This is a genomic window from Fusobacteriaceae bacterium, assembly GCA_031272775.1.
Lineage (GTDB): Bacteria > Fusobacteriota > Fusobacteriia > Fusobacteriales > Fusobacteriaceae > JAISST01.
In genome coordinates this window covers 138,734-162,511 of sequence record JAISTB010000005.1, presented here as the reverse complement: position 1 = coordinate 162,511, position 23,778 = coordinate 138,734, and the positions used below count along the sequence as shown (strand labels likewise).

The 23,778-nt window shown below is 52.7% G+C and carries 26 protein-coding genes; 13 read left to right on the top strand and 13 right to left on the bottom strand.

Going from position 1 to position 23,778, the window contains the following annotated elements:
- Window positions 1-35: 35 nt before the first annotated feature.
- The 12 genes from LBQ97_01685 to mgtE form a co-directional block, all read right to left on the bottom strand.
- Window positions 36-764, bottom strand: coding sequence for a 1-acyl-sn-glycerol-3-phosphate acyltransferase (locus tag LBQ97_01685; GenBank protein ID MDR1831428.1), 729 nt, complete (start codon window positions 762-764; stop codon window positions 36-38).
- A 10-nt stretch (window positions 765-774) separates the two neighbouring features.
- Window positions 775-1,254, bottom strand: coding sequence for a RecX family transcriptional regulator (locus LBQ97_01680; protein MDR1831427.1), 480 nt, complete (start codon window positions 1,252-1,254; stop codon window positions 775-777).
- 14 nt (window positions 1,255-1,268) lie between these two features.
- The gene (recA, locus tag LBQ97_01675) at window positions 1,269-2,288 is read right to left on the bottom strand and encodes a recombinase RecA (protein ID MDR1831426.1); all 1,020 of its coding nucleotides are present in this window, start codon (window positions 2,286-2,288) and stop codon (window positions 1,269-1,271) included.
- Between the two features lie 3 nt (window positions 2,289-2,291).
- The gene (locus LBQ97_01670; protein ID MDR1831425.1) at window positions 2,292-3,290 is read right to left on the bottom strand and encodes a glycosyltransferase family 9 protein; all 999 of its coding nucleotides are present in this window, start codon (window positions 3,288-3,290) and stop codon (window positions 2,292-2,294) included.
- A 28-nt stretch (window positions 3,291-3,318) separates the two neighbouring features.
- Window positions 3,319-3,990, bottom strand: coding sequence for a lipopolysaccharide biosynthesis protein (locus LBQ97_01665; protein MDR1831424.1), 672 nt, complete (start codon window positions 3,988-3,990; stop codon window positions 3,319-3,321).
- The gene (locus LBQ97_01660; GenBank protein MDR1831423.1) at window positions 3,968-4,981 is read right to left on the bottom strand and encodes a glycosyltransferase family 9 protein; all 1,014 of its coding nucleotides are present in this window, start codon (window positions 4,979-4,981) and stop codon (window positions 3,968-3,970) included. Before LBQ97_01660 ends, LBQ97_01665 begins: the two co-directional genes overlap by 23 nt.
- Before the next feature lie 30 nt (window positions 4,982-5,011).
- Complete coding sequence (locus LBQ97_01655; protein ID MDR1831422.1) at window positions 5,012-6,049, bottom strand: glycosyltransferase family 9 protein; 1,038 nt, start codon at window positions 6,047-6,049, stop codon at window positions 5,012-5,014.
- Between the two features lie 131 nt (window positions 6,050-6,180).
- Complete coding sequence (locus LBQ97_01650; GenBank protein ID MDR1831421.1) at window positions 6,181-6,342, bottom strand: rubredoxin; 162 nt, start codon at window positions 6,340-6,342, stop codon at window positions 6,181-6,183.
- Window positions 6,343-6,370: 28 nt separating this feature from the next.
- The gene (locus LBQ97_01645) at window positions 6,371-6,751 is read right to left on the bottom strand and encodes a desulfoferrodoxin (GenBank protein ID MDR1831420.1); all 381 of its coding nucleotides are present in this window, start codon (window positions 6,749-6,751) and stop codon (window positions 6,371-6,373) included.
- 109 nt (window positions 6,752-6,860) lie between these two features.
- Window positions 6,861-7,286 carry a transcriptional repressor gene (locus tag LBQ97_01640; GenBank protein MDR1831419.1) on the bottom strand — a complete coding sequence of 142 codons (426 nt, stop codon included), beginning with the start codon at window positions 7,284-7,286 and terminating at the stop codon, window positions 6,861-6,863.
- Between the two features lie 475 nt (window positions 7,287-7,761).
- Complete coding sequence (truA, locus tag LBQ97_01635) at window positions 7,762-8,490, bottom strand: tRNA pseudouridine(38-40) synthase TruA (GenBank protein MDR1831418.1); 729 nt, start codon at window positions 8,488-8,490, stop codon at window positions 7,762-7,764.
- A gap of 9 nt (window positions 8,491-8,499) precedes the next feature.
- A complete protein-coding gene (mgtE, locus tag LBQ97_01630; GenBank protein ID MDR1831417.1) occupies window positions 8,500-9,846 on the bottom strand; it encodes a magnesium transporter in 1,347 nt (448 codons plus the stop codon).
- Window positions 9,847-9,927: 81 nt separating this feature from the next.
- Here mgtE and LBQ97_01625 point away from each other — a divergent pair, with 81 nt between their 5' ends.
- The 3 genes from LBQ97_01625 to LBQ97_01615 all read left to right on the top strand — a co-directional run bounded on the left by LBQ97_01625 (window position 9,928) and on the right by LBQ97_01615 (window position 10,983).
- Complete coding sequence (locus LBQ97_01625) at window positions 9,928-10,176, top strand: hypothetical protein (protein MDR1831416.1); 249 nt, start codon at window positions 9,928-9,930, stop codon at window positions 10,174-10,176.
- A gap of 145 nt (window positions 10,177-10,321) precedes the next feature.
- Window positions 10,322-10,714 (top strand): type II toxin-antitoxin system RelE/ParE family toxin, encoded by a 393-nt coding sequence (locus tag LBQ97_01620; protein ID MDR1831415.1) that lies wholly within the window; start codon window positions 10,322-10,324, stop codon window positions 10,712-10,714.
- On the top strand, window positions 10,711-10,983 hold the full coding sequence (locus LBQ97_01615) for a helix-turn-helix transcriptional regulator (GenBank protein ID MDR1831414.1): 273 nt from the start codon (window positions 10,711-10,713) through the stop codon (window positions 10,981-10,983). The genes LBQ97_01620 and LBQ97_01615 overlap by 4 nt, the downstream gene beginning before the upstream one ends.
- 32 nt (window positions 10,984-11,015) lie before the next feature.
- On the opposite strand, the gene LBQ97_01610 is transcribed toward LBQ97_01615, so the two are convergent.
- Window positions 11,016-11,171, bottom strand: coding sequence for a hypothetical protein (locus LBQ97_01610; GenBank protein ID MDR1831413.1), 156 nt, complete (start codon window positions 11,169-11,171; stop codon window positions 11,016-11,018).
- A gap of 572 nt (window positions 11,172-11,743) precedes the next feature.
- Here LBQ97_01610 and LBQ97_01605 point away from each other — a divergent pair.
- The 10 genes from LBQ97_01605 to LBQ97_01560 all read left to right on the top strand — a co-directional run bounded on the left by LBQ97_01605 (window position 11,744) and on the right by LBQ97_01560 (window position 23,777).
- On the top strand, window positions 11,744-12,901 hold the full coding sequence (locus LBQ97_01605; GenBank protein ID MDR1831412.1) for an ABC transporter substrate-binding protein: 1,158 nt from the start codon (window positions 11,744-11,746) through the stop codon (window positions 12,899-12,901).
- Window positions 12,902-13,021: 120 nt separating this feature from the next.
- Window positions 13,022-13,915 (top strand): branched-chain amino acid ABC transporter permease, encoded by an 894-nt coding sequence (locus tag LBQ97_01600; GenBank protein ID MDR1831411.1) that lies wholly within the window; start codon window positions 13,022-13,024, stop codon window positions 13,913-13,915.
- Window positions 13,916-13,921: 6 nt separating this feature from the next.
- Window positions 13,922-15,019, top strand: a complete 1,098-nt coding sequence (locus tag LBQ97_01595; GenBank protein ID MDR1831410.1) for a branched-chain amino acid ABC transporter permease — start codon at window positions 13,922-13,924, stop codon at window positions 15,017-15,019.
- A gap of 28 nt (window positions 15,020-15,047) precedes the next feature.
- Window positions 15,048-15,851, top strand: coding sequence for an ABC transporter ATP-binding protein (locus LBQ97_01590; GenBank protein ID MDR1831409.1), 804 nt, complete (start codon window positions 15,048-15,050; stop codon window positions 15,849-15,851).
- Window positions 15,844-16,563: an ABC transporter ATP-binding protein gene (locus tag LBQ97_01585; GenBank protein ID MDR1831408.1), complete on the top strand. Its 720-nt coding sequence runs from the start codon at window positions 15,844-15,846 to the stop codon at window positions 16,561-16,563. Before LBQ97_01590 ends, LBQ97_01585 begins: the two co-directional genes overlap by 8 nt.
- 73 nt (window positions 16,564-16,636) lie before the next feature.
- A complete protein-coding gene (gene murA / locus LBQ97_01580) occupies window positions 16,637-17,914 on the top strand; it encodes a UDP-N-acetylglucosamine 1-carboxyvinyltransferase (protein ID MDR1831407.1) in 1,278 nt (425 codons plus the stop codon).
- A 23-nt stretch (window positions 17,915-17,937) separates the two neighbouring features.
- Complete coding sequence (gene rlmB / locus LBQ97_01575) at window positions 17,938-18,660, top strand: 23S rRNA (guanosine(2251)-2'-O)-methyltransferase RlmB (protein ID MDR1831406.1); 723 nt, start codon at window positions 17,938-17,940, stop codon at window positions 18,658-18,660.
- A gap of 18 nt (window positions 18,661-18,678) precedes the next feature.
- Window positions 18,679-21,288 (top strand): leucine--tRNA ligase, encoded by a 2,610-nt coding sequence (leuS, locus tag LBQ97_01570; protein MDR1831405.1) that lies wholly within the window; start codon window positions 18,679-18,681, stop codon window positions 21,286-21,288.
- Window positions 21,289-21,468: 180 nt separating this feature from the next.
- Window positions 21,469-21,963 (top strand): NAD(P)H-dependent oxidoreductase subunit E, encoded by a 495-nt coding sequence (locus LBQ97_01565; GenBank protein ID MDR1831404.1) that lies wholly within the window; start codon window positions 21,469-21,471, stop codon window positions 21,961-21,963.
- A gap of 26 nt (window positions 21,964-21,989) precedes the next feature.
- A complete protein-coding gene (locus tag LBQ97_01560) occupies window positions 21,990-23,777 on the top strand; it encodes an NADH-quinone oxidoreductase subunit NuoF (GenBank protein MDR1831403.1) in 1,788 nt (595 codons plus the stop codon).
- Window position 23,778: the final 1 nt, after the last annotated feature.

Sequence of the window (23,778 nt, the reverse complement as noted above, 5' to 3'; positions counted from 1 at the left end):
CTCTTTCTTCTTTTCTTTGCTTCTCCGGTTTATGGTCACGCCGTAAAATTATCGATAATAATGTCCCGCACGCGTTTGTCAAGGGTCTTCAGTTCGTCAGGCCCCAGCAGACTGACGTCGATCGGAGCGTCCACGACGACTTCGACGTCTTTTCCCCGATGGATTCGCCACTGCCCCTTCCTTTGGACGGCAAATGTGCCCCGGATCGTGACGGGAATCACGATCCCCCGCGTGTCGAGAGCCAGTTTGAAGCTGCCTTTTTTGAATGGGTGGATCGTACCGTCGGGCGAGCGTTCCCCTTCGGGGAAAATCAGCATCGGATAGCCTTCTTTCACGACTTCAACGGCCTTTTTGATGTCTTTGAGCCCCTCCCGGGGATTGTTCCGGTCGAGGAAAACGCATTTCATTTTCCGCATCCAGACGCCGTAAAACGGCCAGTGCTTCATCTCTTTTTTCGCGACAAAGCCGAAATTTCCCCTGAGCGCCGTGTAGACGATGGGAATATCGAGATTGCTCTGATGATTACATACAAAAATAATTCCTTTTTTAGGATCCAGCGCTTGGAATTCGTCTTCTTTTTTCCAGGTGACTTTCAGCTTGAACGCGCCGCTTTTGACCAGGCCCTTTCCGACGATCCCGATGGCCTTTCGGGCCAGGAGCACGCTTTTTCGCTCGGGCAAAAAGTAAACCGCGGGCAGGTAGACGATCGTAATATAGATAAAGCAGAGCAATCCAGTCAGCAATACATAGATGGTCCCCGGCATCACAACCTCCTTATTCGTCATCCGAGAGCGCTTTCAGGATATCTTCCAGCGAAAATCCCCTGCGCGCCAGGGAAGCGATGACCTTTTGCCTGTCTTTTCCTTGCTGTTTCGCCGCGAGCCTTTTGATCTCCGCAAGCTCTCTGTCTTTGTTTTCCGCGATTTTGTCCGTCCAGAGTTCGGGATCGATCCCTTTTTGACGCAGAGCCCAGGCGAGCTTTTTCGCGCCGTAGCCATGGGCGCGGATGAAAGCCTCGGCGTAAGCGCCGTCATCGAGGTAGCCGAGCCGCAAAAAAGAGGCTGTGACCTTTTCAACGGCCGCTTCCGCGGCGGCGCTTGCCTCAGAGGAAAGCGCCCCGCCCTTTCGGGCCGCGTCTCCGAGGATTTTTTTCAAAAGCTTTTCCCGAAAAATCTTTACCGGAAGATCCTGTCGCTTCAAGAGGGAAATCCCGTACTCGCGAACACGTTCCTCCAGCTTTTCCCTTGCGTCCATTTGCGACTCCCTTTTTACGCGTCGATAAAGGCGATGACCTCATCCCGGATCCGCGCGAAAAGCGCCGGATCCTGCTCCAGTTTCTCCCTCGCCGCGGCTTTTCCGGTCCCCAGCGCGAGGTCGCCGAAACGGTAGGCGTTACCGGCTTTTTCCACAACGCCCGCGGCCACGGCCATATCGATCATTTCGTTTTCACGGTCGATGCCCTTGCCATAGACGATCCGCAAATTCGCCTCCCGGAAGGGGGGCGCCATTTTGTTTTTTGTGATCTTGACGAGGGTTTCCCCGCCGACGATCATATCGCCTTCTTTGATGTTACCGGTTTTTTTGATTTCCATCCGCACGGAAGCGTAAAATTTGAGCGCTTTTCCGCCCGTGGTGGTCGTTTGGGGTCCGAAGTTGTAGGGGCTGATATTTTCCCGGATCTGATTGATGAAAATCAGAACGGTCTCGGATTTTCCGAGGTTTCCGACAATTTTCCGGAGCGCCTTGGACATGAGCCGCGCCTGCAACGCCGTCTGCTGGTCGGAGAGCTCCCCGTCGATTTCGGCCTTGGGGACGAGGGCCGCCACGGAATCCACAACGATGACGTCCAATGATCCCGAGCGGACAAGCATGTCGGCGATTTCCAGCGCCTGTTCCCCGTAATCAGGCTGGGCCAGCAGCAGCTCTTCCGTGCGGACGCCGATGGCCGCGGCGTATTTGGGGTCAAGGGCGTGCTCCGCATCTATAAAAGCGGCGATGCCGTCATTTTTTTGCGCTTCGGCGATGATATGGAGGGCGACTGTGGTTTTTCCGGAGCTCTCCCCGCCGTAGATCTCAATGATCCGCCCCCGGGGGACGCCGCCCTGGCCGAGGGCGTAATCGAGAAGCAGACTCCCTGTGGAAATGGCGCCTTCCGTTTTGTCGGCCTTATCGCCCAGACGCATGATGGATCCTTCGCCGAAGTCTTTTTTGATCTGACCCAGGGCCAGATCCAGGGCCTGTTCCTTTCGCCTGAGTCTCTGTTCTCTCGTTTCTTCCGTTCCGGACATGCTTTATCCCTCTGTTTTGATGGTTTCCGTGATTTTTTCCATGACGATTTCCGGGGTAATTTCCCGCATACAGCGCAGGCCTTTTCCTCCGGGGCATTTCTTGTCCCCGTGCAGGCTGCACGGGGAGCAGGGGACGCCGGCGTAAAAAAGCGCGTCTCTTTCCCCGAAGTCGAACATGCCGGGGCTTGTGGGCCCGAAAATGACAAAGGTCGGAATGCCCGCCGCTCGCGCCATGTGAAAGGGCGCCGAATCGGCGCAGACGAGAAAGGCGCTTTGGGAAAGCAAAGCCCCGCTTTCCTTGAGGCTCAATTTTCCCGCGAGATTGACGCAGCAACCGGGATTGGCCTCTTCGATCGCGGCGGCATCGGCCGCGTCTTCTTTTCCGCCGATGAGGACGACTTCCTTTCCGTAACAAGTGTGAAGCAGGGCCGCCAGCCGGGAAAAATACTCCAGCGGCCATTTTTTCGTGTTTTTCGAGGCCCCCCGGGCCAGGACCGGTCTGCCGGCGTAAGGCGCGGTTTTCGCTTTATCCGCTTCGGAAAAATAAAACTTCAGGGCCTCCCCCCGGTAAGAGAGACCGAAATCGCCAAAGGCGCCGAAATAATTCCGTACGATCGTGTCGTCCACCCGGTAGCGAATCAGGTGCAAGGCCACGAGGACGCTTTTCCAGAGACTCCGCTTGTGATAGGTGAAGGTCCTCGCGCCCAGATAGCGGGTAATCAGACGCGAGCGGAGTTTGCCGTGCAAATCGAACACGCAGTCATAGCCGTTGACCTTGAGGCTTAAGGCAAAGCGCCGGATCTCTTCCCGGGTCCTGACCACGGTTTTGTCGAAGGTCAGCAGATGGTCGATGGCCGGATTTCCGCTGACGGCGTCTTTGAATTGCGCCATTACGAGAAAATCCACGACGCTTTCGGGGTATTTTTCCTTCCAGGCGTCGATGACGGGCGTCGTCAAAATGACGTCCCCTATGGAGCTCAATCGGATTATCAGTATTCTCATCGTCTTCCGCAAATCCTTTTCAAGTTTCTCAAAACTTGGAGGTACCGGAAAAAAAGCCGGGCTCCTTTATAAAAAAAGACTGTTCTTCTTCAAAATGAATATTTTCCTCATGGCAACTGTCTTTGAGATACAAAATCTCGTAGGCCGCGCCGAATTTGCCGTAGATATTCCGCCGGAAGCGGGTATCGATCAGAAAAATCGATTTATTTTGTTCGCTTTCATTGACGACAAAATTCTCCAGCTGGGAATCCCCGTGCAAATAGCCCAAATCGTGAATTTTTCTCAGGATTTTGGCGATGTCTTGGGCTTCCCCGGCCGTGGCCTGCCGACCTTCGATCCAGCTGTACAGAAAGAAGGAATCCGTAACGAAGGGGCCGCGTCTTTTTTCCGCCGCCGCCAGGGGCGTCGCGCAGAGAAAGCCGAGGTCTTTTATCCCGGAGATATTTTGATATTCCCGCAGGCTTTGACTGCCCCGAAATATTGATAAAAAGCGCTGCCATTTTCTTCTGTTTTTTTCCCGGGGAATTTTATAGACAAACTGACCGGCCTCGCTTTCCACGAGGGCCACATAGCTGCGGGCGTCGTCTTTGAGCACGCGCAGCGCCCGAAAAGCGCCCTGTTGAACGGCGTCATACAAACGCAGCGCTTCCGGCGTCGCATAGCGTATGGTCATGTGGTCAGGCGTTTTTTTCAGCATCATATCGCTCACGGAGACTGTTTTCGATTCTTTTTAGGACAAGCTCGGGCTTGATGTCCATCATACAGCGGAAATGTCCGGCTTTGCAGCGCTTTCCGCCGTGACGTCCGCAGGGGCGGCACGACAGCCCCTTTGCCTCATAGATCACGGCATTGGCCGATCGGGGCGCGAAGCCCTGTTCTTTGACTGTCGGCCCGAAAAATACATGGATTTGCACCCCGGGAAAGGCGCTCGCGATATGTACCGGCGCCGAGTCGTTGGTCACGAGGATCGCGGCCCGGGAGATGACCGCCGCCAGCTCCGGCAGCGTGGTTTTTCCGCGCAAATCCAGAATTCCCTCGCCCGCGGGAAGGGGCAGCGCCGCCTCCTCTTTGCCGCCGATAAGGGCAATTACCGCGTCGCTTCGCTCTCGCAGGCGCGAAAGGAGTTCGCTGTAATATTGAAGAGGCCAGCATTTCGTGAACCACCGGCTGCCCGGAGCCACAAGGATCAGCGCTTTTCCGTCGGTTTCCCCAAGCAATTCCGCCGCTTTTTGATCCGCTTCAGGTCCCGGAAACAGGGCGACTGGATAGTTTTTTTGTCCCGACCCCGGGGCGAAGCCCAGCAGGCGGTCCGCCTCAGGGATATTTTTTTGATAGGGCACAAGGCTTGTATAAAAGAGTCTGACCGGCCACAGGTCGTAACCCGTCCTCTGCGGAATATGCGCCAGCCAAGCCAGCAACGCGCTTCTCAGGTAGCGGTGGGGAATCAGGGCGAGGTCGAAACGTTTTTCCCGTATCCGCCGGACAATGCGCCGAAAGCCCTTGATCCCGCGATCGGAGCCCTTTTTGTCATAGACGAGGATTTCCGTCAGGGCGGGGTTGTTTTCGAGTATGGGCGCGGCGGTCTTCGTGGTCAGAAAGCTGATCGCGGCGCCGGGCCAGGTATCGCGGACCTTTGCGATCAGCGGCGTCGCAAGGACGACGTCTCCGATAAAGGCCGTATGAATAATCAATATGTTGATCGGGATCCCCCCTTACGCGTTTCAGGCATGAAAGCGGAAAAATTTTCCGAGCTCCGTCAGGATCAGGTCCTCGACTTCCCGGTCGTAGGTTTCAAAGTTCTTTTTCCGGTAATTTTCCTTCTTGCCGGGTCTGCCGTCGGGGGTGATGTAGATGGCCTTTTCGTCGCCGAGGAGGCCCCAGCGCTCTCTGCCGTAGTTGGGCCGGGCCGGGCAAATGACGATAGCCGGCTTCCGGAGCGCCCCCGCCATTTGGGTCGGTCCCGCGACGGGCCCCAGATACAGGCTGCCTTTGTCGATCACGGCCGCGATATTCAGCAGATCCCCGCCGTTGGGGAAGATGAGAATGCCCTCGTTTCCGGCGTTTTCCATGAGCTTTGCGGCCCGGTCTTCCTGATCGATTTCGCAGAGGATGATCACCCGGACATCCCGGTTTTTCGCGTGAAATTTCTTCAAGAGGGCGGCGTACTGCTCGTCGGAGAGATTCTTCCCCGATCCGGCCGTAAAGGGATTCACGACAAGTACGGGCCCCGCGATATTGCCGGATTTGAAAAAGGCGTCGGCGGCCACTTTACCGGCGGGGCTGAGCCAGAGCTTCGTATTGAGCGTATAATTTTCCGCGTACAATTTTCTGTTGAGCTTCTTCAAAAGTTCAATATTGTATTCGCCCTCGTTTTTGGCGGCTTTGGAGCGCAGTTGCACCGCCCCTTTGTTCCAGGTCAAGAGCGCCGAAAAGCTCCTGATGGGGCCGATCCGAATCTTTGCGCGGCTGGCTTTGGCCATCTTTTCGAGGTACTTGTCCTCGTTGAGGGCGATGAAGGCGTCCGCGTTGAAATAGGCGATTTTGTCTTCCACCTCGGTCTTCTTATAATCTTCGAGAATGAAAATCCGGTCGATATAAGGGAGATTTCTCGCGATCTCATAGTTGTAGCGCCTGGCGAGGACCACGATTTCCGCCTCGGGATACATCTTTTTGGCCAGAAAAAACGTCGGGATCGAAAGAACCATACTTCTGATCTTTCCGGTGTTGGCGATGATGATTCTCTTGATTTGCTTTTTCATCTGATTCTCTCCACATCTGCAATCGAATAAATTCCACAATCATATTATGCTTTTTCTTTGTGAATTTGTAAAGAAAAATTTTTATTTTTTTAGAAAAAAAGCGCCGCGCAGGCGCTTTTCACGTTCGGAGCTTAATCTATTTTCTCAAATTCCGCGACTTCCGCGCCGCAAAGTGGACATACCCAGCCGGCCGGCAATTTTTCAAAGGGCGTGCCCGGAGCAACGCCGTTATCGGGATCGCCTATGGCGGGGTCGTAGATATAGCCGCAGAGCTTGCATTCGTATTTTTTCATGTCTGATCACCTTTGTCCTGAAATAGTTTTACTGATTTTTCCATAAGCCGTGTACGTTGCAATATTCCCTGGCGCTGACGCTTCCGCCCTTGGGGACTTGAAACAGCGCTTCGGGTTCCTCCCCGGGGTTCAGGTATTTCCTGTACAGGAAGCTACCGTCGACGAGGATTTCGATAAACTCGATAAAATGTTCGGGCGCCATGGGGTGTTTGGCGGCTTTGCCGACCTTGACCACATAGCCTTCGGCGGTTTCTTCAACATAGGGGACGTGTTTTTCCACGGCCGCGTCCTGGCTCTTTTCTTCCAGCGCTTCGAATTTATCCGAGAGCGCCGCCTCGTTAAAATCCCGGGATACGACTTCCACTACTGATTTTCCGCCCTTTTCCTTCCAGATTTTTCCGTAGGACATCGTTTTATACCTCCTATATCGCCAAGATTTCGGGCACAAACTAATCCAGCCCGATCTCCGGCGTATGATCACGCGAAAACCGGTCGCGCAGGTTTTCAGGGAAAAGTCCTCATACCAATTTGTTGACGGATTCCTTGCATTCCCTGCAGAGCCCTTTCATATAGATATGTTTTTCTTTAACGTCGCAACCCTCAGCCGTGATTCTGTCAATGACGTCTTCCGGCAACATCACGTCATTCAACTTACCGCATTTCACGCATTTGAAATGGCCATGTGTGTGCATATCGGCATCATAGCGGGTTTCATTTTCTTCGATGACGATCATGTTTACGATCCCGTGCTGTATAAAGAGGTTCAAAGTATTGTATACGGTGGTCTTTGACAAGGTCGTGATCTCAGGACCCAATGCCTTGTAGATCATGTCCACAGTAGGATGATTCTTGTGCTCGATTAAATACTGGTATACTTTGATTCGTTGGTAGGAAGGTCTTATGTCTTTGCTCTTTAAGAAATTGCCTATATTCTCAACTTGCATGCCCTTCACCTCTTTCTCGGCCCAACAAATTAAAGAAAAACACTTTTGTAATGATTCTTCTTTTATAATACTTAGAAATTCTGATTTTGTCAACATTTATTTTCATTTTATTGCAATAAAATCCGGCGCCCTTCGCTGTCCTTTTCGTGGCTTATTCCCCTTATTCATAGGTCCGCAAGGGGTAATATCAGCTTTCCCGCATTTCCCAAGGACACAAAAAACACGGAGAATTCTGTGGAAAAAATCTTTTTTGGACTGTTCGGAAATAGCACGACCAAAAAACACTTCGTTCTGAAACAGGCGATTTGTATACGTTTAGGGAACTCAGAAATATGTCAATTATCTGAACATCATTGAACAAAACAAGTTTAAACATCGTCTGTTTTTGTATTGATTACAAAGTTGTATGATCTTTAAAAAAGAGACCGGAGGGGGAATCCGGTCGCGGAATAAGATGTCGTTTTTGTGAACCCGTTCAATAAATGATCCGGGACAAATAAAGGCCGTTGGGTGGCGCGAGCTTTCGCTCTAGCAATTTATCGGGTTCCGCCAGCATTCTCCGGATATAGTCGGCGGGCCTTTTCCCCCAATAGACGTCCAGGGCCGCGCCCAGCATCAGCCGGATCTGGGATTTCCCGAAGGAATTCCCGCGAACGGTTACCGCAAGCGTATCTCCGATGTTCTCCATTCGGATGAAAAAGATATTCTTGACCGGATTCTTTTCCACGGTATCCACAAGCATAAAATTGCGGAAATTGTGCTCCCCTTCAAGGGGGGCCATGATCTCGCGGAATCTGTCGATTTCCGGCAGGCGTTCCACATAAGTCTGATAGCGGGCCGTGAAGGGAGATTTGCGTTCGGTCAGGACATAGCGGTATTCCCGCTCTTTGGCCGAAAATCGCGCGTTAAACGCGGGTTCCGCCTCATCAACGGACAGAATGCCGATATCGGGCGGCGCGAGATTGGAAAGGGCCAGAAACAAGCGGTCGTAGGGGATCGTGAGCCTGCTGTCAAAATTTGAAACCTGCTCGAGGGCGTGTACGCCCCGGTCCGTTCTGCCCGCGGAAATCAGCCGGATTTTCTCTTTGAGAATGAAGCGCAGGGCCTGCTCCATTTCCCCCTGCACAGTCCTTTTGTCGGCCTGCTTCTGGGATCCGTAAAAATTGCTGCCGTCGTATTGGTATCGGATCACGGTGTTCTTCATGATTTTCCCTCATACCGCCGCAGCCGTGAGATGCAGGAAGTGCGTCGAAAGCGCGAAATAGATCGTGAGCGCGCAGGCGTCGACGATGGTCGTAATCAGCGGGCTCGCCATAATGGCGGGATCCATTTTGCAACCTTTTGCGACGACCGGCAGCACGCCGCCCACGACTTTCGCCATGACGACGGTGATGAAGAGGCTGACGCTGACGACCAGGGCGACCTGTGAGGGCACGTGCTCAAAAAACAGGATCCGCGCGAAATTGATTACCGAAAGGGCCGCGCCTACAATGACGCTCACCCGGGTTTCCTTCCAGATGATCCGCCAGATGTCGCTCAGGGTAATTTCCCCCAGCGCGATCCCGCGAATGATCAGCGTCGCCGACTGGGATCCGGCGTTTCCGCCCGTATCCATCAGCATGGGGATAAAGGCCGCGAGGACAACAACCGATTGCAGGACTTCCTCATAGCGACGGATGATCCGGCCCGTAAAGGTCGCCGAGATCATGAGGATCAGGAGCCAGAGGATCCTGTGCTTGGCCAGGGAAAAGACGGATTCCTTGAGATATTCTTCGTCCGAGGGGGAAATGGCCGCCATTTTCTGGAAGTCTTCGGTATTTTCCCGGTCGATGACGTCGACGATATCGTCGATGGTGATGATTCCAACGAGGCGTTCTTCGGTATCGACGACCGGCATGGACGTCAAGTCGTATTTCCGGAAGAGCTCGGCGACATTTTCCTGGTCCTGGGTCGTCGTGGTCATGACGATATTCGTCTCCATGACGTCCACGATATCGAGGACGTCGTCAAAAAAGACGAGGCTTTTGAACGAGATATTGCCGATCAGCTTACGCTTGGGATCGATGACGTAGCAGGTGTCGTAGCTGGCGCTGTCGATATCGCTTTTTTTGATGTATTCGAGGGCTTCCCCCACGGTCAGCGTGTTTTTCAGCGCGATATACTCGACGGTCATGACGCTGCCGGCGCTGTTTTCGGGATAATTCAGAAACTGGTTGATCAATTTGCGCGTGGCGGGCGAGGATGTCCGCAAGATCCTGTCCACGAGGTTGGCGGGCATTTCCTCGACAACGTCCACGGCGTCGTCCAGATACATTTCGTTGATGATGAAATTGAGTTCGTTGTCGGTGATCCCTTCAATGATCTCCTGCTGTTTTTCGATGGAAAGATAGGAGAACACGTCGGCGGAGATGTTTTTCGGAAGGATGCGGAACAATTTGAGGCATTGCTCCTGCGACAGCTCTTCGCAGAATTCCGCGATGTCGACGGGATTTTCTTCCGTGATCAGTCTGCGGACGTCGGCAAGTTTGTTTTGATTCAGCAGTTCCAAGATTTGTTCCATCGGAAACACCTCCTAAAATTCAGTCTTCATTATAATATACCACGGAACTGAGGAAAGGGCAAGTTTTTTCGATGCGGTCCGGTGAAAATGTCGTTTTTTCCAAAAAATCTTGACATAACTTTCAAAGGAGTATATATCGAAGTCAGCCTGTACCTCGGGGCAAAACGATTGTCGAATATGGGGAAACTGGCCGCCTTTCTCGCAGGCGTGACGGTTCTTGATTTTAACGCTATTGCCGCGTCGGAATGTGGAAGAAAAGGGCGGATTTGCAAAAAAAGGGAATTTGATCGGTCATTTGGATATGCTTATCGCCGCCCGCGCCAAAAGTAAAGATTTGACGCTTGTTACAAATAATACCCGCGAATCTCCCCTTGCGAAGGGGAGATTCTGAGGAATTTTATATCAGTAAAAACTACCTTGACTTCGTATCATATTTATGATACAATAAATATGATAATAGACAAAGGGAGTACACATGGTTGTTCCAATGCTAAATAATGATACCTGCGTGGTATATGCCGGTATTTATTATACCGTAGAATGGTATTACGATAAAGGTGGTTATAGTGAAGCTTTTGAGTATTTTCTATCCGTTTCCGATGATCAGAAGCGCAAGTTCTTGTTATTGGTGAAGAAAATGGCTGATTTCGGAAAAATTATTGATACCCGAAAATTTCGGTATGAAGGAAATAATATATTTGCGTTCAAACCGCAACCAGACAGATATTTGTCCTTTTTCGTCCGCGGAAAGAGGATCGTCATTACGAATGGCTTTTATAAGAAAAGTGAAAAACTACCGGAAAATGAGATCCAAAAGGCGACAAAATACCGCATTGATTACTTGAACAGAAACCAGGAGGAGAAATGATGGCGACAACATTCGATAAATTCATAACCGCAGTTCCAGAGCAAAAAGAAAAATTCGACCGGGAATATGAACAATTTCTCCTGTCGGAGTTTGTGTTGGAGCAAATGCAGGAAAAGAAGCTATCCGTAAGAAAATTGGCGGAACTTGTCGGTGTCTCTCCGACGGTCATACAGAAAATCCGCAGCTGTGAAGCGGAAAAAATAAACTTCAGTACGTTTCAAAGAGTTTTGAACACATTGGGGTACAAAATTAAGCTTGAAAAAATTTAAATCGCCCTTACGGGGGTTGCTTCGATGCAGAATTAACCGACGATGGGGCTCGACCTCTCTGCCGAGCGACGACACCCAGGCTTCACGTTTGTCAAGGTCGGCGCGAGTACTACGGTCACCCGGCGACCGAAGCCACCACCAAGTGGCAGAACCATCATACTTTGCAATTCTTTAAATACCTTTTTCATTATTTCCTCCTCAATTTGTCAAGTGTTTTTCCTTCCTTTTATTACAGTCCTTAAGCTTCGCCCATAGACTATCGCTACCAATGCTCATAAATGTGGAACTTCTTGACACTTTCTGTCATTTTCCCAGAATGTCGATAGCTTTTTTTAGGACTTCAAGTGCATCCTCTGTATCGCGAAGTTTACGTTTAAGACGTGCAATCTCTTTTTGTTCATCTGATGAGAAATTTCCGGATCCTCGGGCGACAATGTCTCCAGATTCACGAAATTGCTGCAACCATTTGGTTAGGGTGCTGTAACCGACGCCTTTTCTTTATTATATTATACCCGAAATCGCCCGGCGTGTCTACCTTTAACCCTCTAAATCCGCCTGTCAATGAACAAAAAATCCATTGAAATCACGTAAAATCCCACGGTATCGGGTAAGCCTCCTCCGTTCCATTTATTTTTTTCAACTTTTACTTGATTAATAGCGAAAAAAGTGATATATTTTTACTATATTTGTCATAAAGTATTGCATCGGCCTTTCACCGGCGCCAAAAATCCAAACTCACATTTTCAAGGGGGTAACCTGCATGAAAAAATTGTTTTTATCGATGGCCGCAGTTCTCGCTGTAGCCGCCGCGTTTACCATCGGATACGGCGAAAAAGTCCTCGCCGCTGACGACACGATCAAAATCGGCGTTTTTGAACCGCTGACCGGCGAAAACGGCGGCGGCGGATCCCAGGAAGTCGACGGGATCAAGTACGCCAACCAAGTTTATCCTGAAGTATTGGGCAAAAAAGTTGAGCTTGTCATTGTGGACAACAAATCCGACAAAGCCGAAGCGGTCGTAGCCGCCACGAGACTTGTGGAAAAAGAAAAAGTCGTGGCCGTCATCGGCTCCTACGGCTCGGGCGTATCCATCGCCGCCGGCGACATTTTCCGCAACGCCAAAGTTCCCGCCATGGGCGCTTCCTGTACGAATCCCATGGTAACCGAAGGCAACGAATTCTATTTCCGCGCCTGCTTCCTCGACCCCTTCCAGGGCACGGTTCTGGCCAATTACGCCATCGCCCAGGGCAAGAAGAAAGCGGCGGTCATCACCCAGCTGGGCGACGACTATTCCACGGGGCTCGGCAGCTTCTTTACGCGCGAGTTCAAGAAACTGGGCGGAGAAATCGTGGCCGACCAGCAGTTCCAGACCAATGAGCAGGACTTCAATTCCATCCTGACAAACGCCAAATCCGCCGGCGCTGACGTTATCTTCGCGCCTTCGTCCATCGTATCGGCCGGTCTCATCATCAAACAGGCCAAGGCCTTGGGGATTTCCGCCCTCATTATGGGCGGCGACACCTGGGAAAACGAGTCCATCATCCAGGTAGCCGGAGACGCGGCCGAAGGCGTTGTGCTCTCGACATTCTTTGACGAAAACAATTCCGCCGCCACCGCCGAAGCGAAAAAATTCGTTCCGGGCTTCAAGGGCTTCCTCGGCGGAAAGGATCCCATTATCCCCGCAGTTGCGGCTCTGGGCTATGACGCGTACTTTGTGATCCTGGACGCCATCAAACGGGCCGGATCCACAGACGGCGAAGCGATCCGCAAAGCCCTCACGGAGACAAAGGGTCTCGAAGGCGTAACGGGCTCGTTCCAGTTTGATGAAAACGGCGACGCGCAGAAGGATTTCGCGGTCATCAAAGTCATCAAAGGCGGCAAGTTTGAATACCTGAGCAGCCAGAGCGTCGGCAAATAAGAAAAAATCAATGAACAATCAACAATAAGCGGATGAATAGAGCTGCCTTACGTTCGTCGTTTGGAATTAACGCAGGGCAGCTTTTCATTCTTTTTATCCGCTGGCGGGAGGAAAGCTTCTATGAGCTCCGGTATTTTTATCCAGCACCTGATCAACGGGCTGTCCCTGGGGAGCCTGTACGCCCTGATTGCCATCGGCTACACCATGGTATACGGGATTTTGCTCCTGATCAATTTTGCCCACGGCGACGTCTTCATGATGGCGGGATATTTTATGATGGTCACCATGGCCGGAATGGGGCTTCCGGTCTATCTGTCAATCCCCCTCGTGCTGTTGATGACGGTGCTGCTGGGGATGCTTTTGGAACGAAGCGCCTACAAGCCTTTACGGGACGCCCCGCGGATGTCCATCATGATTTCCGCCATCGGCGCCTCCTATTTGCTTGAAAATCTGGCGATCTATATTTTTACGGGCGTTCCCAAGGGATACCCCAACATTCCCTTTTTGACGAAGGTTGTGCAGTTCGGCAGCGTGTCCTTTCAGCTGGTGACTGTGGTAACCCCCATCATTACGGTATTTTTGCTTTTGGCGCTCATGTTTCTCGTCCATCGGACGAAAATGGGGATGGCCATGCGGGCGGTTTCCAAAGATTATGAAACGGCGCGACTCATGGGGATCAAGATCAACCGGGTCATCTCGACGACCTTCGGAATCGGCTCCTTTTTGGCCGCTATCGGCTCCATCCTCTGGGGGGCCAAATACCCGAGCATTTTCCCCCTTGTGGGCGTGATGCCGGGCCTCAAATGTTTTATCGCCGCTGTCTTCGGCGGGATCGGCAACATCCCGGGCGCTGTCCTGGGCGGGCTCATCCTCGGGATTACGGAGCCCATGCTGATCGCCTTTTTCCCGAAGATGACGGGCTATCGCGACGCTTTCGCCTTCGCGCTTCTGATTATTATGCTGATCGTCAAACCCACAGGCCTCCTGGGGGAAAAGACAACGGACAAGGTGTGAGCGCCCATGGATAAGAAAATCAAATTTTTATGTACGGTCTGTCTTGTCGCTGTCGCGGTGATCTTTCTCTTTGCGGTGGATAGGGGCCATTTGGGCTCGCCCTATGTCAAAAGAATATTAAATTTATCCGCAATATACGCGATCGTCAGCGTTTCCATGAATCTCGTCAACGGCTTTACGGGGCTATTTTCCCTGGGGCAATCGGGCTTTATGGCCATAGGGGCATTCAGCGTAGCCGTTTTCACGATCCCCAAGGCTAGCATCAAATCCATATTCTATGTGGAGCCCATGGCGCCCTGGCTTGTGGAAATGCGCCTGCCTTTTGTGGCGGCCATCCTCATCGGAGGCTTGATCGCGGCCGTTCTGGCCCTTTTGATCGGTTACCCGGTCTTGCGGCTCAAAAGCGACTATCTGGCCATCGCGACGCTGGGCTTTTCGGAAATCATCCGGATCGTCCTCACCAACATGCCCACGATCACCAACGGCGCCTTCGGCATCAAACGCATCCCGCCGATTACGTCCATGTTTACCGTGTTCGGTATCGCCGCTCTCTGTATCGGCATTATGATGCTCCTGATCAATTCGTCCTACGGTCGGGCCTTCAAGGCCATCCGGGAGGACAATGTGGCCGCCGAGGCCATGGGCATCAACCTTACGCTGCACAAAGAGCTGGCTTTTTCGGTGAGCGCATTTTTCAGCGCCATCGCGGGGGGACTTTACGCGTCCTTCCTCACAACCATTGACCCCAAGCAGTTTTATTTTACGTTGACATACAATTTTCTCCTGATCGTGGTGCTGGGCGGCATGGGAAGCGTAACGGGGACCGTCCTCGCTTCCTTTGTGATCACTTACGGCCTCGAATGGCTGCGTTTCTTTGACAGCCCGCTCATGATCGGGAACATACCGGTTCCCTTGTTCCGCCCGGGACTCAGAATGGTCATCTTTTCAATACTTCTGATGCTCGTCGTGCTCTTTTTCCGCAAAGGAATCATGGGGACGAAGGAATTTTCCTGGGACGGAATTTACTTCTGGTTCAAAGACAAGAAATACCGCGGACTGCTGAAGCGGAAAGCGGGAAGGAAGGCGGGTGGTTCCGGTGCCTGAGCATGTTTTGAAACTTGAAAATATTACGATGCAATTCGGCGGCGTTGTGGCCGTCGATAACCTTTCCCTCGTCGTGGACGAAGGGGAAATCGTCGCCCTGATCGGACCCAACGGCGCGGGGAAAACCACGGCTTTCAACGTAGTGACCGGCGTTTACGCCCCCACCAACGGCGCCGTGTATTTCAGGGACAACTGCATCATCTCCGATTTTCCCAAGGGCGGCATGAAAAAGATCTGCAAAGCCCAAAATGTCGGGAAATATACAAAAACCATACGGCATACGCCGGATAAAATCACAAAGCTGGGCATTGCCCGCACATTTCAGAATATCCGGCTTTTCGGGCGTCTCACGGTTTTTGAGAACATCCTCATCGCGACCCATATGCGGTCAAAAGCCGATTTCCTCTCGGCCATTTTTCGTCTGAACTTACGGGAAGAGCGGGAAAATCGCAAACGGGCCCTTGAGCTTTTGGAAATCGTGGGCCTCGCCGACTTGCGGGACGAGGTTTCAAGCGCGCTCCCCTACGGCAAGCAGCGTCATCTGGAGATCGCGAGAGCGCTCGCGACGCAGCCTTCGCTCCTTTTGCTGGACGAGCCCGCGGCCGGCATGAATCCCCAGGAAACGGACGAACTGACTGCGTTTATCCAGAAAATCAAAGACGACTTTCGGCTGACGGTCTTCATGATCGAGCATCACATGAACCTCGTCATGGAGATTTCCGACCGGATCTACGTCCTCGATTTCGGGGAAATGATCGCGAGCGGGACCCCGCCGGAAATCCAGCGCAACAAGCGGGTTATCGACGCCTATCTGGGGGTGCAGGATGAATAGGGACAACAATTTATTGACCATCACAGACCTGAGCGTCGCCTACGGCGGCATCCGGGCCGTGAAAAACATCAATTTTTCCGTGGAAAAAGGAAAGGTCGTGACGCTCGTGGGCTCAAACGGCGCCGGAAAAAGCTCCACGCTCCGGGCCATCGCGGGGCTCGTGCCTGCCACGGGCAGCATCCGCTTTGACGGCAAAGAGCTCCTCGGACAGCCCACCGATACCGTCGTTGCCGAGGGCATTACCCTCGTTCCCGAAGGGAGAAGGGTTTTTTCCAATCTTACGGTTTTGGAGAATCTCAAAATCGGGGCCTTTATGAGAAACGATTCGCTGGAGTCGGACCTCGACTGGATCTATACGCTGTTTCCGATCTTGAAGGACCGCTCGTGGCAGATGGCCGGCACCCTTTCCGGAGGGGAGCAGCAGATGCTCGCCATCGGTCGGGCGCTCATGTCAAGGCCGAAACTCATCATGATGGACGAGCCTTCGCTGGGTCTGGCGCCGCTTATCGTGCAGGGCGTTTTTGCCATTATCCGCGAAATCAACCGGCAGGGCGTGACGATTCTGCTCATCGAGCAAAACGCCAATATGGCCCTCAAAGCGGCCGATATGGGCTATGTCATGGAGACGGGAGAAATCACCATCGTCGGCACAGGCGCGGAGCTTCTGGAAAACGAAGCCGTCAAAGCCGCCTATCTCGGGAAGGCAAAGTAAAATTCCGCTTTCCAAAAAGCTTGCTTTGTGATATAATTCAATAGTTACCGAAAAAATACAAGGAGTCTTCCAAATGGTTGGCGTCGAGGCATTCCGGATCACGGGCGGAAAACGGCTGATGGGGGAAATCCGGGTTGACGGATCGAAAAATTCGTCGCTCCCGGTTTTTATGGCTACGCTCATGGAAAAGGGGACCTATACGCTGAAAAATGTCCCCAATCTGCGGGACATCAAGACGTCCATCGAGCTTTTGACGAGCCTCGGTCTCCTTGTGGAAAAAGCGGGCCCCCACGCCTACAAGATCACTAATAACGGCCTGAGTACCTTGACGGCCGAATATGAGATCGTCAAGAAAATGCGGGCCTCCTTTCTCGCCATGGGCGCGATCCTGGCCTACGCGGGAAAAGCCAACGTGTCTCTACCCGGGGGGTGCAATATCGGCCTAAGGCCGGTGGACCTTCATTTGAAGGGCTTTGAGGCCCTGGGCGTCAAATACAAAATCGTCAACGGCTATGTGGACGCGGTCGCGAAAAACGGCCTTTCCGGAGGCGGCATTATCCTCGATATGCCCAGCGTCGGCGCGACGGAAAACATCATGATGGCGGCGACGAAAGCCCGGGGGACCACGGTTATCGAAAACGCGGCCCGGGAGCCTGAGATTGAGGATCTGGCTGATTTTCTCAACAAAATGGGCGCGAAGATCAAGGGGGCCGGCACAAGCACCGTTGTCATCGAGGGCGTAAAGAAACTGACGCCCGGCGAGCATACGATCATCAGCGACCGGATCGTGGCGGCGACCTATATCATCCTCGCGATCCTCTTTGAGGGCGATGTCACCGTGAGCGGCGTCAATCGTGAGCATCTGAACGGCTTCCTGTTGAAACTCGAGGAAATGGGTCTCAAATACCGCTTTACGCGAAATACGCTGCGGATTTTATCGAAACTGTCGGATCTTTCGCCCGCGGAAGTGGTGACCATGCCCCACCCCGGATTTCCGACGGATATCCAGGCGCCGATGATGACGCTTTTGTCCCTGGTCAAGGGGAAGAGCGAGATCAAGGAAACGATCTTCGAAAACCGTTTCATGCACGTGGCGGAGCTGAACCGCATGGGCGCCCAGATCAGCGTCGACGGCGATCTGGCCAAGATCACCGGAGTCAGGGAACTTTCGGGCGCAAACGTCATGGCGAGCGACTTGCGGGCCGGAGCGGCTCTGGTCCTGGCGGCGCTTATGGCAAAGGGAACTTCCGTCGTCAACCGGATCTACCACGTGGATCGGGGTTATGAAATTTTCGATAAAAAACTAAAAAAGTTAGGAGCGGAGATCGAAAGGATCAAGATCCGGTTGTAAGAGCCTTCGGTCTGCAAAAATCCATGGATAGAGTAATTGGCATCAATCCCGTAATAGAAGCGTTGCGGAACAGGGAAAACAATATTGAAAAGATAGAGATTTACAAGGGGGCGCGGGACGAGCGTTTACTCCTTGTGAAAAAACTGGCGGGCGAACGCAATATCCGGATTTTTTATACGGACAAGCGGACGCTCAATTCCCAGGGCGTGTCACTCATTCTCAGCGAATACAATTATTACCTGGAATTCGGGGAGATGCTCGAACGGCTGGCGCCCATGAAAAAATGTATCGCTTTGGTCCTCGATGAAATCCAGGATCCGCACAATCTGGGGGCCATCATCCGAAGCGCCGAGGTCTTCGGCGTAGGAGGAATAATCCTTCCCGAGCGTAACGCCGCGCGGATCAGCGAAACCGTGGTCAAGACGTCGACGGGGGCCATCGAGCATGTGCCGATCTGCAAGGTCATCAACATTTCCCTCGCCCTGGACCGCCTGAAAACTCTGGGCTTCTGGATCTACGGCGCCGAGGGGAGCGCCGGGCGCGATTTTTCGGAAGAACCTTACGCCGACCGAGCCGTCCTGGTCTTGGGCAACGAAGGCAGGGGGATCCGGAAAAAAGTACGGGAACACTGTGATGTCCTGGTCAAAATCCCCATGTACGGCAAAATCAATTCACTAAACGTATCCGTCGCCTGCGGCGTGATCCTTTCGGGAATCGCCCGGGCGCATCATACAATAACCCGATAAACTGATGAGGTGACTGTTTTGAAAGACTATAATTTCAGGGAAATAGAAAAAAAGTGGCAGGAAAAATGGGAGCGGGAGAAAATTTTCAAGACGCCGGACAAAGTCCCCGGCAAGGAAAACTACTATGTCCTCGAAATGCTCCCCTATCCCTCGGGAAAGCTCCATGTGGGGCATGCTCGAAACTATACGATCGGCGATGTGCTGACCCGCTACAAAAAAATGAAAGGCTTCAATGTCCTTCATCCCATGGGCTGGGACGCCTTCGGGCTTCCCGCGGAAAACGCCGCCATCGAGCACGGAGCGCATCCCGCGGTCTGGACAAAAACCAATATCGCCAACATGAAGCGTCAGATGAAGCTTATGGGTTTTTCCTATGACTGGGATCGGGAAATCGCCAGCTGTGACCCCGAATACTACAAGTGGAACCAGTGGATATTCAAGCGGCTCTATGAAAAGGGACTGGTTTTCCGGAAAAAATCCCTGGTCAACTGGTGCCCCGACTGCAATACGGTCCTGGCCAACGAACAGGTCGAAGACGGAAAATGCTGGCGGCATCCGGAGACTTCGGTAATTCAAAAAGAGCTGGAACAGTGGTTTTTCAAGATCACAGACTACGCCGAGGAACTTCTTTCCGGCCATGACGAGATCCGGGAAGGCTGGCCCGAAAAAGTGCTGATCATGCAAAAGAACTGGATCGGAAAATCCTACGGCACGGAAATCGTCTTTAAAGTCGTCGAAAACGGAGAAGACCTTCCGATGTTCACGACCCGTATCGATACGATCTACGGCGTGACGTACTGCGTGTTGGCCCCTGAGCATCCCCTTGTCGACAAGATCATCGCGGTCAATCCCGGCATCAAAGAAGCCGTGGCCCGCATGAAAAATACGGATCTCATTGAGCGGAGCGCCGAAGGCCGCGAGAAAAACGGAATATTCACGGGCTGGTATGTGGAAAATCCCATTACCGGCGAAAAAGTAGAGCTCTGGATAGCCGATTACGTGCTGATGAATTACGGAACCGGCGCCGTGATGGCCGTGCCCGCCCATGACGAGCGGGACTTCGCCTTCGCGAAAAAATACAAGCTCCCGATCCGGGTTGTCGTCAACCCTTGGGACAAGGCAAAAAAAGAAGAAATCAAACTCGACGCCGATACCATGACCGAAGCCTATGTGGATGAAGGCGTCATGACCAATTCCGCTCAGTTTGACGGGATGCCGCAAGAGGAAGCCCTTGAGAAAATCGCGCTCTTTGTGGAGGAAAACCAAAAGGGCACGCGGACCGTCAAGTATCGTCTGAAGGACTGGGGCGTCTCCCGGCAGCGCTATTGGGGCACGCCAATTCCCGCGCTCTATTGTCCCAAATGCGGCCTCGTCATGGAAAAAGACGAGAATCTGCCCGTAAAGCTCCCCGAGGACGTGTCTTTCAGTGGGGCCGGAAATCCCCTGGAGACTTCGGAATCCTTCAAAAATGCCGTCTGCCCTGTCTGCGGCGGACCCGCCAGGCGGGATACGGACACCATGGATACCTTCGTCGATTCTTCCTGGTATTTTGACCGCTACTGCGACCCGAATAATGATACCGCCCCCTTTGACAGCGTGATCGTCGACGGATGGACGCCGGTCAACCAGTATATCGGGGGTATTGAGCACGCCGTCATGCACCTGCTTTACGCGCGGTTTTTTACGAAAATCCTGCGGGATCTCGGGCTCAAAAAATCCAACGAACCCTTCGCCCGCCTGCTGACGCAGGGCATGGTGCTGGGGCCCTCCTATTATTCCCCCAAGGAAAACCGCTTCCTCTACCCGACGGAAATCACCCGCAGCGGCGAGAAGGCTTTTTCCGCCAAGACCGGCGAAGAACTCGTTATCCGGATCGAAAAAATGTCCAAGTCCAAGAACAACGGCGTCGATCCCGAAGAGATGATTTCGGCCTTTGGCGCCGACGTCACGCGGCTTTTCATTATCTTTACGGCGCCGCCCGAAAAAGAGCTCGAATGGAACGAAAACGGCCTGATCGGGGCCCAGCGCTTTCTTTCCCGGGTGTGGAGACTGGCCCTCGAGAATAAAGAAGACGCCGTATTCGCCGCCGTCGATATGAGCGCCGCTGCCGGCCGGGACAGAGACCTTTTGATCAAGCTCAACCAGACGATCAAGAAAGTCACGGATTCCATCGAGGACAACTATCATTTCAATACGTCTATCGCGGCCATTATGGAACTCACCAACGAATTGCAGAGTTTCAAGGCCGACATCCTTGATTTGGGAAAGGCGACGGATCTTTCGAAAAATGTCTTCGGCCTTGCCCTCAAGAATGTCATCATCATGCTCTCGCCTTTCGTACCCCATTTCGCCGACGAGCTGTGGGAGGAATACGGCAATTCCGGCTATGTGTTCAACGAGACCTGGCCGGCCTACGACGAAAACTTGATCCATACGGATATCACGACCGTGGCGGTCCAGATCAGCGGGAAAATGCGCGGGACCTTCGATACGGCGCGTGGTACATCCAGCGAGGTCCTCGAGCGGACGGCCCTGGCGCTCCCCAATATCCGGAAGCATTTAGCGGGAAAAACCGTAGTCAAAATCATCACGATTCCCGACAAAATTGTTAATATCGTAGCGAAATAAAAAAGAACTGTGAACCATGTGCGGCGCGGCCCGAAGGAACGCGCCGCGCTTTTTAAATTTTTCCGCCAAACTTACTTGAAATTTATGTATTCCAGTGGTATATAAAGAAGTAATAAACAGAATCATTTTCATCACGATTTCCTGATTAAATCTCTAATAAATATGCACTCAGGAGGACTTATGATTTGCAAAGGCGAAAACGTACTTTTTCAAGAGCTGGATGCCTTTATTTCATCCTTTGAAGAAAAAGAAGGAGAACTGATTGCCATCCTGCACAAGGCGCAAAGTCTGTTCGGCTATTTACCCCGGGAACTGCAGGAATATATCGCGGACAAGATCGGCGCGCCCGTGGCGAAAGTCAACGGAGTGGTCAGCTTTTACAATTATTTTACGACGGAACCCAGAGGGAAACGCCAAATTTCCGTCTGTCTGGGAACGGCCTGCTATGTCCGCGGCGCCGAGAAGGTATTGAAAGAATTGAAGCGGGTCCTGAATGTGGAAGTGGGCCAGGTGACGGAGGACGGCGTGTTTTCCATTGACTGCCTGCGCTGTTTCGGGGCCTGTATGCTGGCCCCCGTCATCGTCATCGACAAGGACGTTCACGGCAAGGTATTGCCCAAAGACGTCAAGGGGATCCTGGAGCAATACCGGGAAAAGGCGAATGTGCACGAATAACCGAAAAATATGCAGGGAGGAATAGCATGGAAAAGAGAAAAATTTTCGTCTGTGGAGAAACCGGTTGCCTCTCTTCCAAGAGTGAAGAAATCCTGATCAACCTGAAAAAAGTCATCGGAGAATACAAGCTGGAAGATCAGGTGGAAGCTGCGTTGACCGGTTGCTTCGGGTTCTGCGAAAAAGGCCCCATCGTGGCCGTGTTGCCGGAAAACAATTTTTATCTGGAAGTGAAGCCCGAAGACGCCCGGGAGATCATCGAAAGCGACATCATGAAACATCAAATCGTGGACCGGCTCATTTACACGGATCCGGACACCCGACAGAAAGTATACAATCCCGGCGAGATCGGATTTTATCGGAAACAGGTCCGGCGGGTGCTCAAAAATTGCGGAATCATCGATCCCGAGAACATTGAGGATTTCATTCAAAACGACGGATACGAGGCTTTGCGTAAAGCGCTGACGTCCATGACCCGGGAAGAAATCGTGCGGGAAATGAAAGAATCCCGTCTCCGGGGCAGAGGCGGAGCGGGTTTCCCCACGGGGCTCAAATGGGAAATGGCTTTCAACAGAATATCCGACGAGAAATATATCGTTTGTAACGCTGACGAAGGAGATCCGGGCGCTTTTATGGACCGCTCGGTCCTCGAGGGCGACCCCCATCTGGTGATCGAAGGTATGGTTATCGGCGCTTACGCCATCGGGGCCGTCAAGGGCTTTGTTTACATCCGGGCCGAATACCCCCTGGCCATGCACAGACTTTCCGTCGCTATAGAAGCGGCGCGGAGGAAAGGCTTCCTCGGAAAAAACATCTTCGGGACGGATTTTTCCTTCGACATCGAGCTGAGACTGGGGGCCGGCGCCTTTGTCTGCGGCGAGGAAACGGCGCTATTGCGCTCCATGGAAGGAAAGCGCGGAGAGCCCACCTCGAAGCCGCCCTATCCCATAGACAGCGGATATTTAGGGAAGCCGACGGTCGTCAACAATGTCGAAACCTTCGCCAACGTCCCGGGGATCATCTTGAACGGCGCTTCCTGGTTCAAAGAAGTGGGAACGCCCGGTTCCCCCGGCACCAAAGTTTTCGCGCTTTCGGGGAAAATCGCCAATGTGGGCCTCGTCGAAGTCCCCATGGGGATCACGCTGCGGGAGATCATCTTTGAGATCGGCGGCGGCGTCAAAAATGGGAAAAAATTCAAAGCGGTCCAGACCGGCGGACCTTCGGGAGGCTGTCTCTCGGAGGCGGATCTCGACATTCAGGTGGATTTTGACAACTTGAGCGCCAAGGGGGCCATCATGGGTTCCGGCGGTATGGTTGTCATGGATGAGGACGACTGTATGGTCGCCATCGCCAAGTTTTTCCTGGAATTCACGCTGGACGAATCCTGCGGGAAATGTACTCCCTGCCGGGTCGGAAATACCCGCCTTTTCGAGATTTTGCAGCGGATTACGACCGGAAACGGGAAACTGGAGGACATCAAACTTCTGAAGACCCTGGCGGAAACCGTGAAGACCACGTCGCTCTGCGGTCTCGGTCAGACCTCGCCCAATCCGGTTCTTTCGACGCTGCAGAAATTTGAGGACGAATACATCGCCCATATTGTGGAAAAACGCTGTCCCGCCAAAGTTTGCCAGGGGCTTCTGGTCTACAGGATCGACGAGAGCAATTGTATCGGTTGCACGGCCTGCGCCAAGGTATGCCCGGTCATGGCCATCACGGGATTTCCGAAAAAGCCCCATACGATCAACCAGGAGCTCTGTATCAAGTGCGGCGCCTGCTACAGCGCCTGCCGCTTTAACGCCGTCAATATGGAATAAG

Bases quoted from the DNA above. Each gene is read 5' to 3' on its own strand.
- LBQ97_01685 (MDR1831428.1), bottom strand. From the start codon at position 764: ATGCCGGGGACCATCTATGTATTGCTGACTGGATTGCTCTGCTTTATC.
- LBQ97_01680 (MDR1831427.1), bottom strand. From the start codon at position 1,254: ATGGACGCAAGGGAAAAGCTGGAGGAACGTGTTCGCGAGTACGGGATT.
- recA (MDR1831426.1), bottom strand. From the start codon at position 2,288: ATGTCCGGAACGGAAGAAACGAGAGAACAGAGACTCAGGCGAAAGGAA.
- LBQ97_01670 (MDR1831425.1), bottom strand. From the start codon at position 3,290: ATGAGAATACTGATAATCCGATTGAGCTCCATAGGGGACGTCATTTTG.
- LBQ97_01665 (MDR1831424.1), bottom strand. From the start codon at position 3,990: ATGATGCTGAAAAAAACGCCTGACCACATGACCATACGCTATGCGACG.
- LBQ97_01655 (MDR1831422.1), bottom strand. From the start codon at position 6,049: ATGAAAAAGCAAATCAAGAGAATCATCATCGCCAACACCGGAAAGATC.
- LBQ97_01650 (MDR1831421.1), bottom strand. From the start codon at position 6,342: ATGAAAAAATACGAATGCAAGCTCTGCGGCTATATCTACGACCCCGCC.
- LBQ97_01645 (MDR1831420.1), bottom strand. From the start codon at position 6,751: ATGTCCTACGGAAAAATCTGGAAGGAAAAGGGCGGAAAATCAGTAGTG.
- LBQ97_01640 (MDR1831419.1), bottom strand. From the start codon at position 7,286: ATGCAAGTTGAGAATATAGGCAATTTCTTAAAGAGCAAAGACATAAGA.
- truA (MDR1831418.1), bottom strand. From the start codon at position 8,490: ATGAAGAACACCGTGATCCGATACCAATACGACGGCAGCAATTTTTAC.
- mgtE (MDR1831417.1), bottom strand. From the start codon at position 9,846: ATGGAACAAATCTTGGAACTGCTGAATCAAAACAAACTTGCCGACGTC.
- LBQ97_01620 (MDR1831415.1), top strand. From the start codon at position 10,322: ATGGTTGTTCCAATGCTAAATAATGATACCTGCGTGGTATATGCCGGT.
- LBQ97_01615 (MDR1831414.1), top strand. From the start codon at position 10,711: ATGATGGCGACAACATTCGATAAATTCATAACCGCAGTTCCAGAGCAA.
- LBQ97_01610 (MDR1831413.1), bottom strand. From the start codon at position 11,171: ATGAAAAAGGTATTTAAAGAATTGCAAAGTATGATGGTTCTGCCACTT.
- LBQ97_01605 (MDR1831412.1), top strand. From the start codon at position 11,744: ATGAAAAAATTGTTTTTATCGATGGCCGCAGTTCTCGCTGTAGCCGCC.
- LBQ97_01600 (MDR1831411.1), top strand. From the start codon at position 13,022: ATGAGCTCCGGTATTTTTATCCAGCACCTGATCAACGGGCTGTCCCTG.
- LBQ97_01595 (MDR1831410.1), top strand. From the start codon at position 13,922: ATGGATAAGAAAATCAAATTTTTATGTACGGTCTGTCTTGTCGCTGTC.
- LBQ97_01590 (MDR1831409.1), top strand. From the start codon at position 15,048: ATGCAATTCGGCGGCGTTGTGGCCGTCGATAACCTTTCCCTCGTCGTG.
- LBQ97_01585 (MDR1831408.1), top strand. From the start codon at position 15,844: ATGAATAGGGACAACAATTTATTGACCATCACAGACCTGAGCGTCGCC.
- murA (MDR1831407.1), top strand. From the start codon at position 16,637: ATGGTTGGCGTCGAGGCATTCCGGATCACGGGCGGAAAACGGCTGATG.
- rlmB (MDR1831406.1), top strand. From the start codon at position 17,938: ATGGATAGAGTAATTGGCATCAATCCCGTAATAGAAGCGTTGCGGAAC.
- LBQ97_01565 (MDR1831404.1), top strand. From the start codon at position 21,469: ATGATTTGCAAAGGCGAAAACGTACTTTTTCAAGAGCTGGATGCCTTT.
- LBQ97_01560 (MDR1831403.1), top strand. From the start codon at position 21,990: ATGGAAAAGAGAAAAATTTTCGTCTGTGGAGAAACCGGTTGCCTCTCT.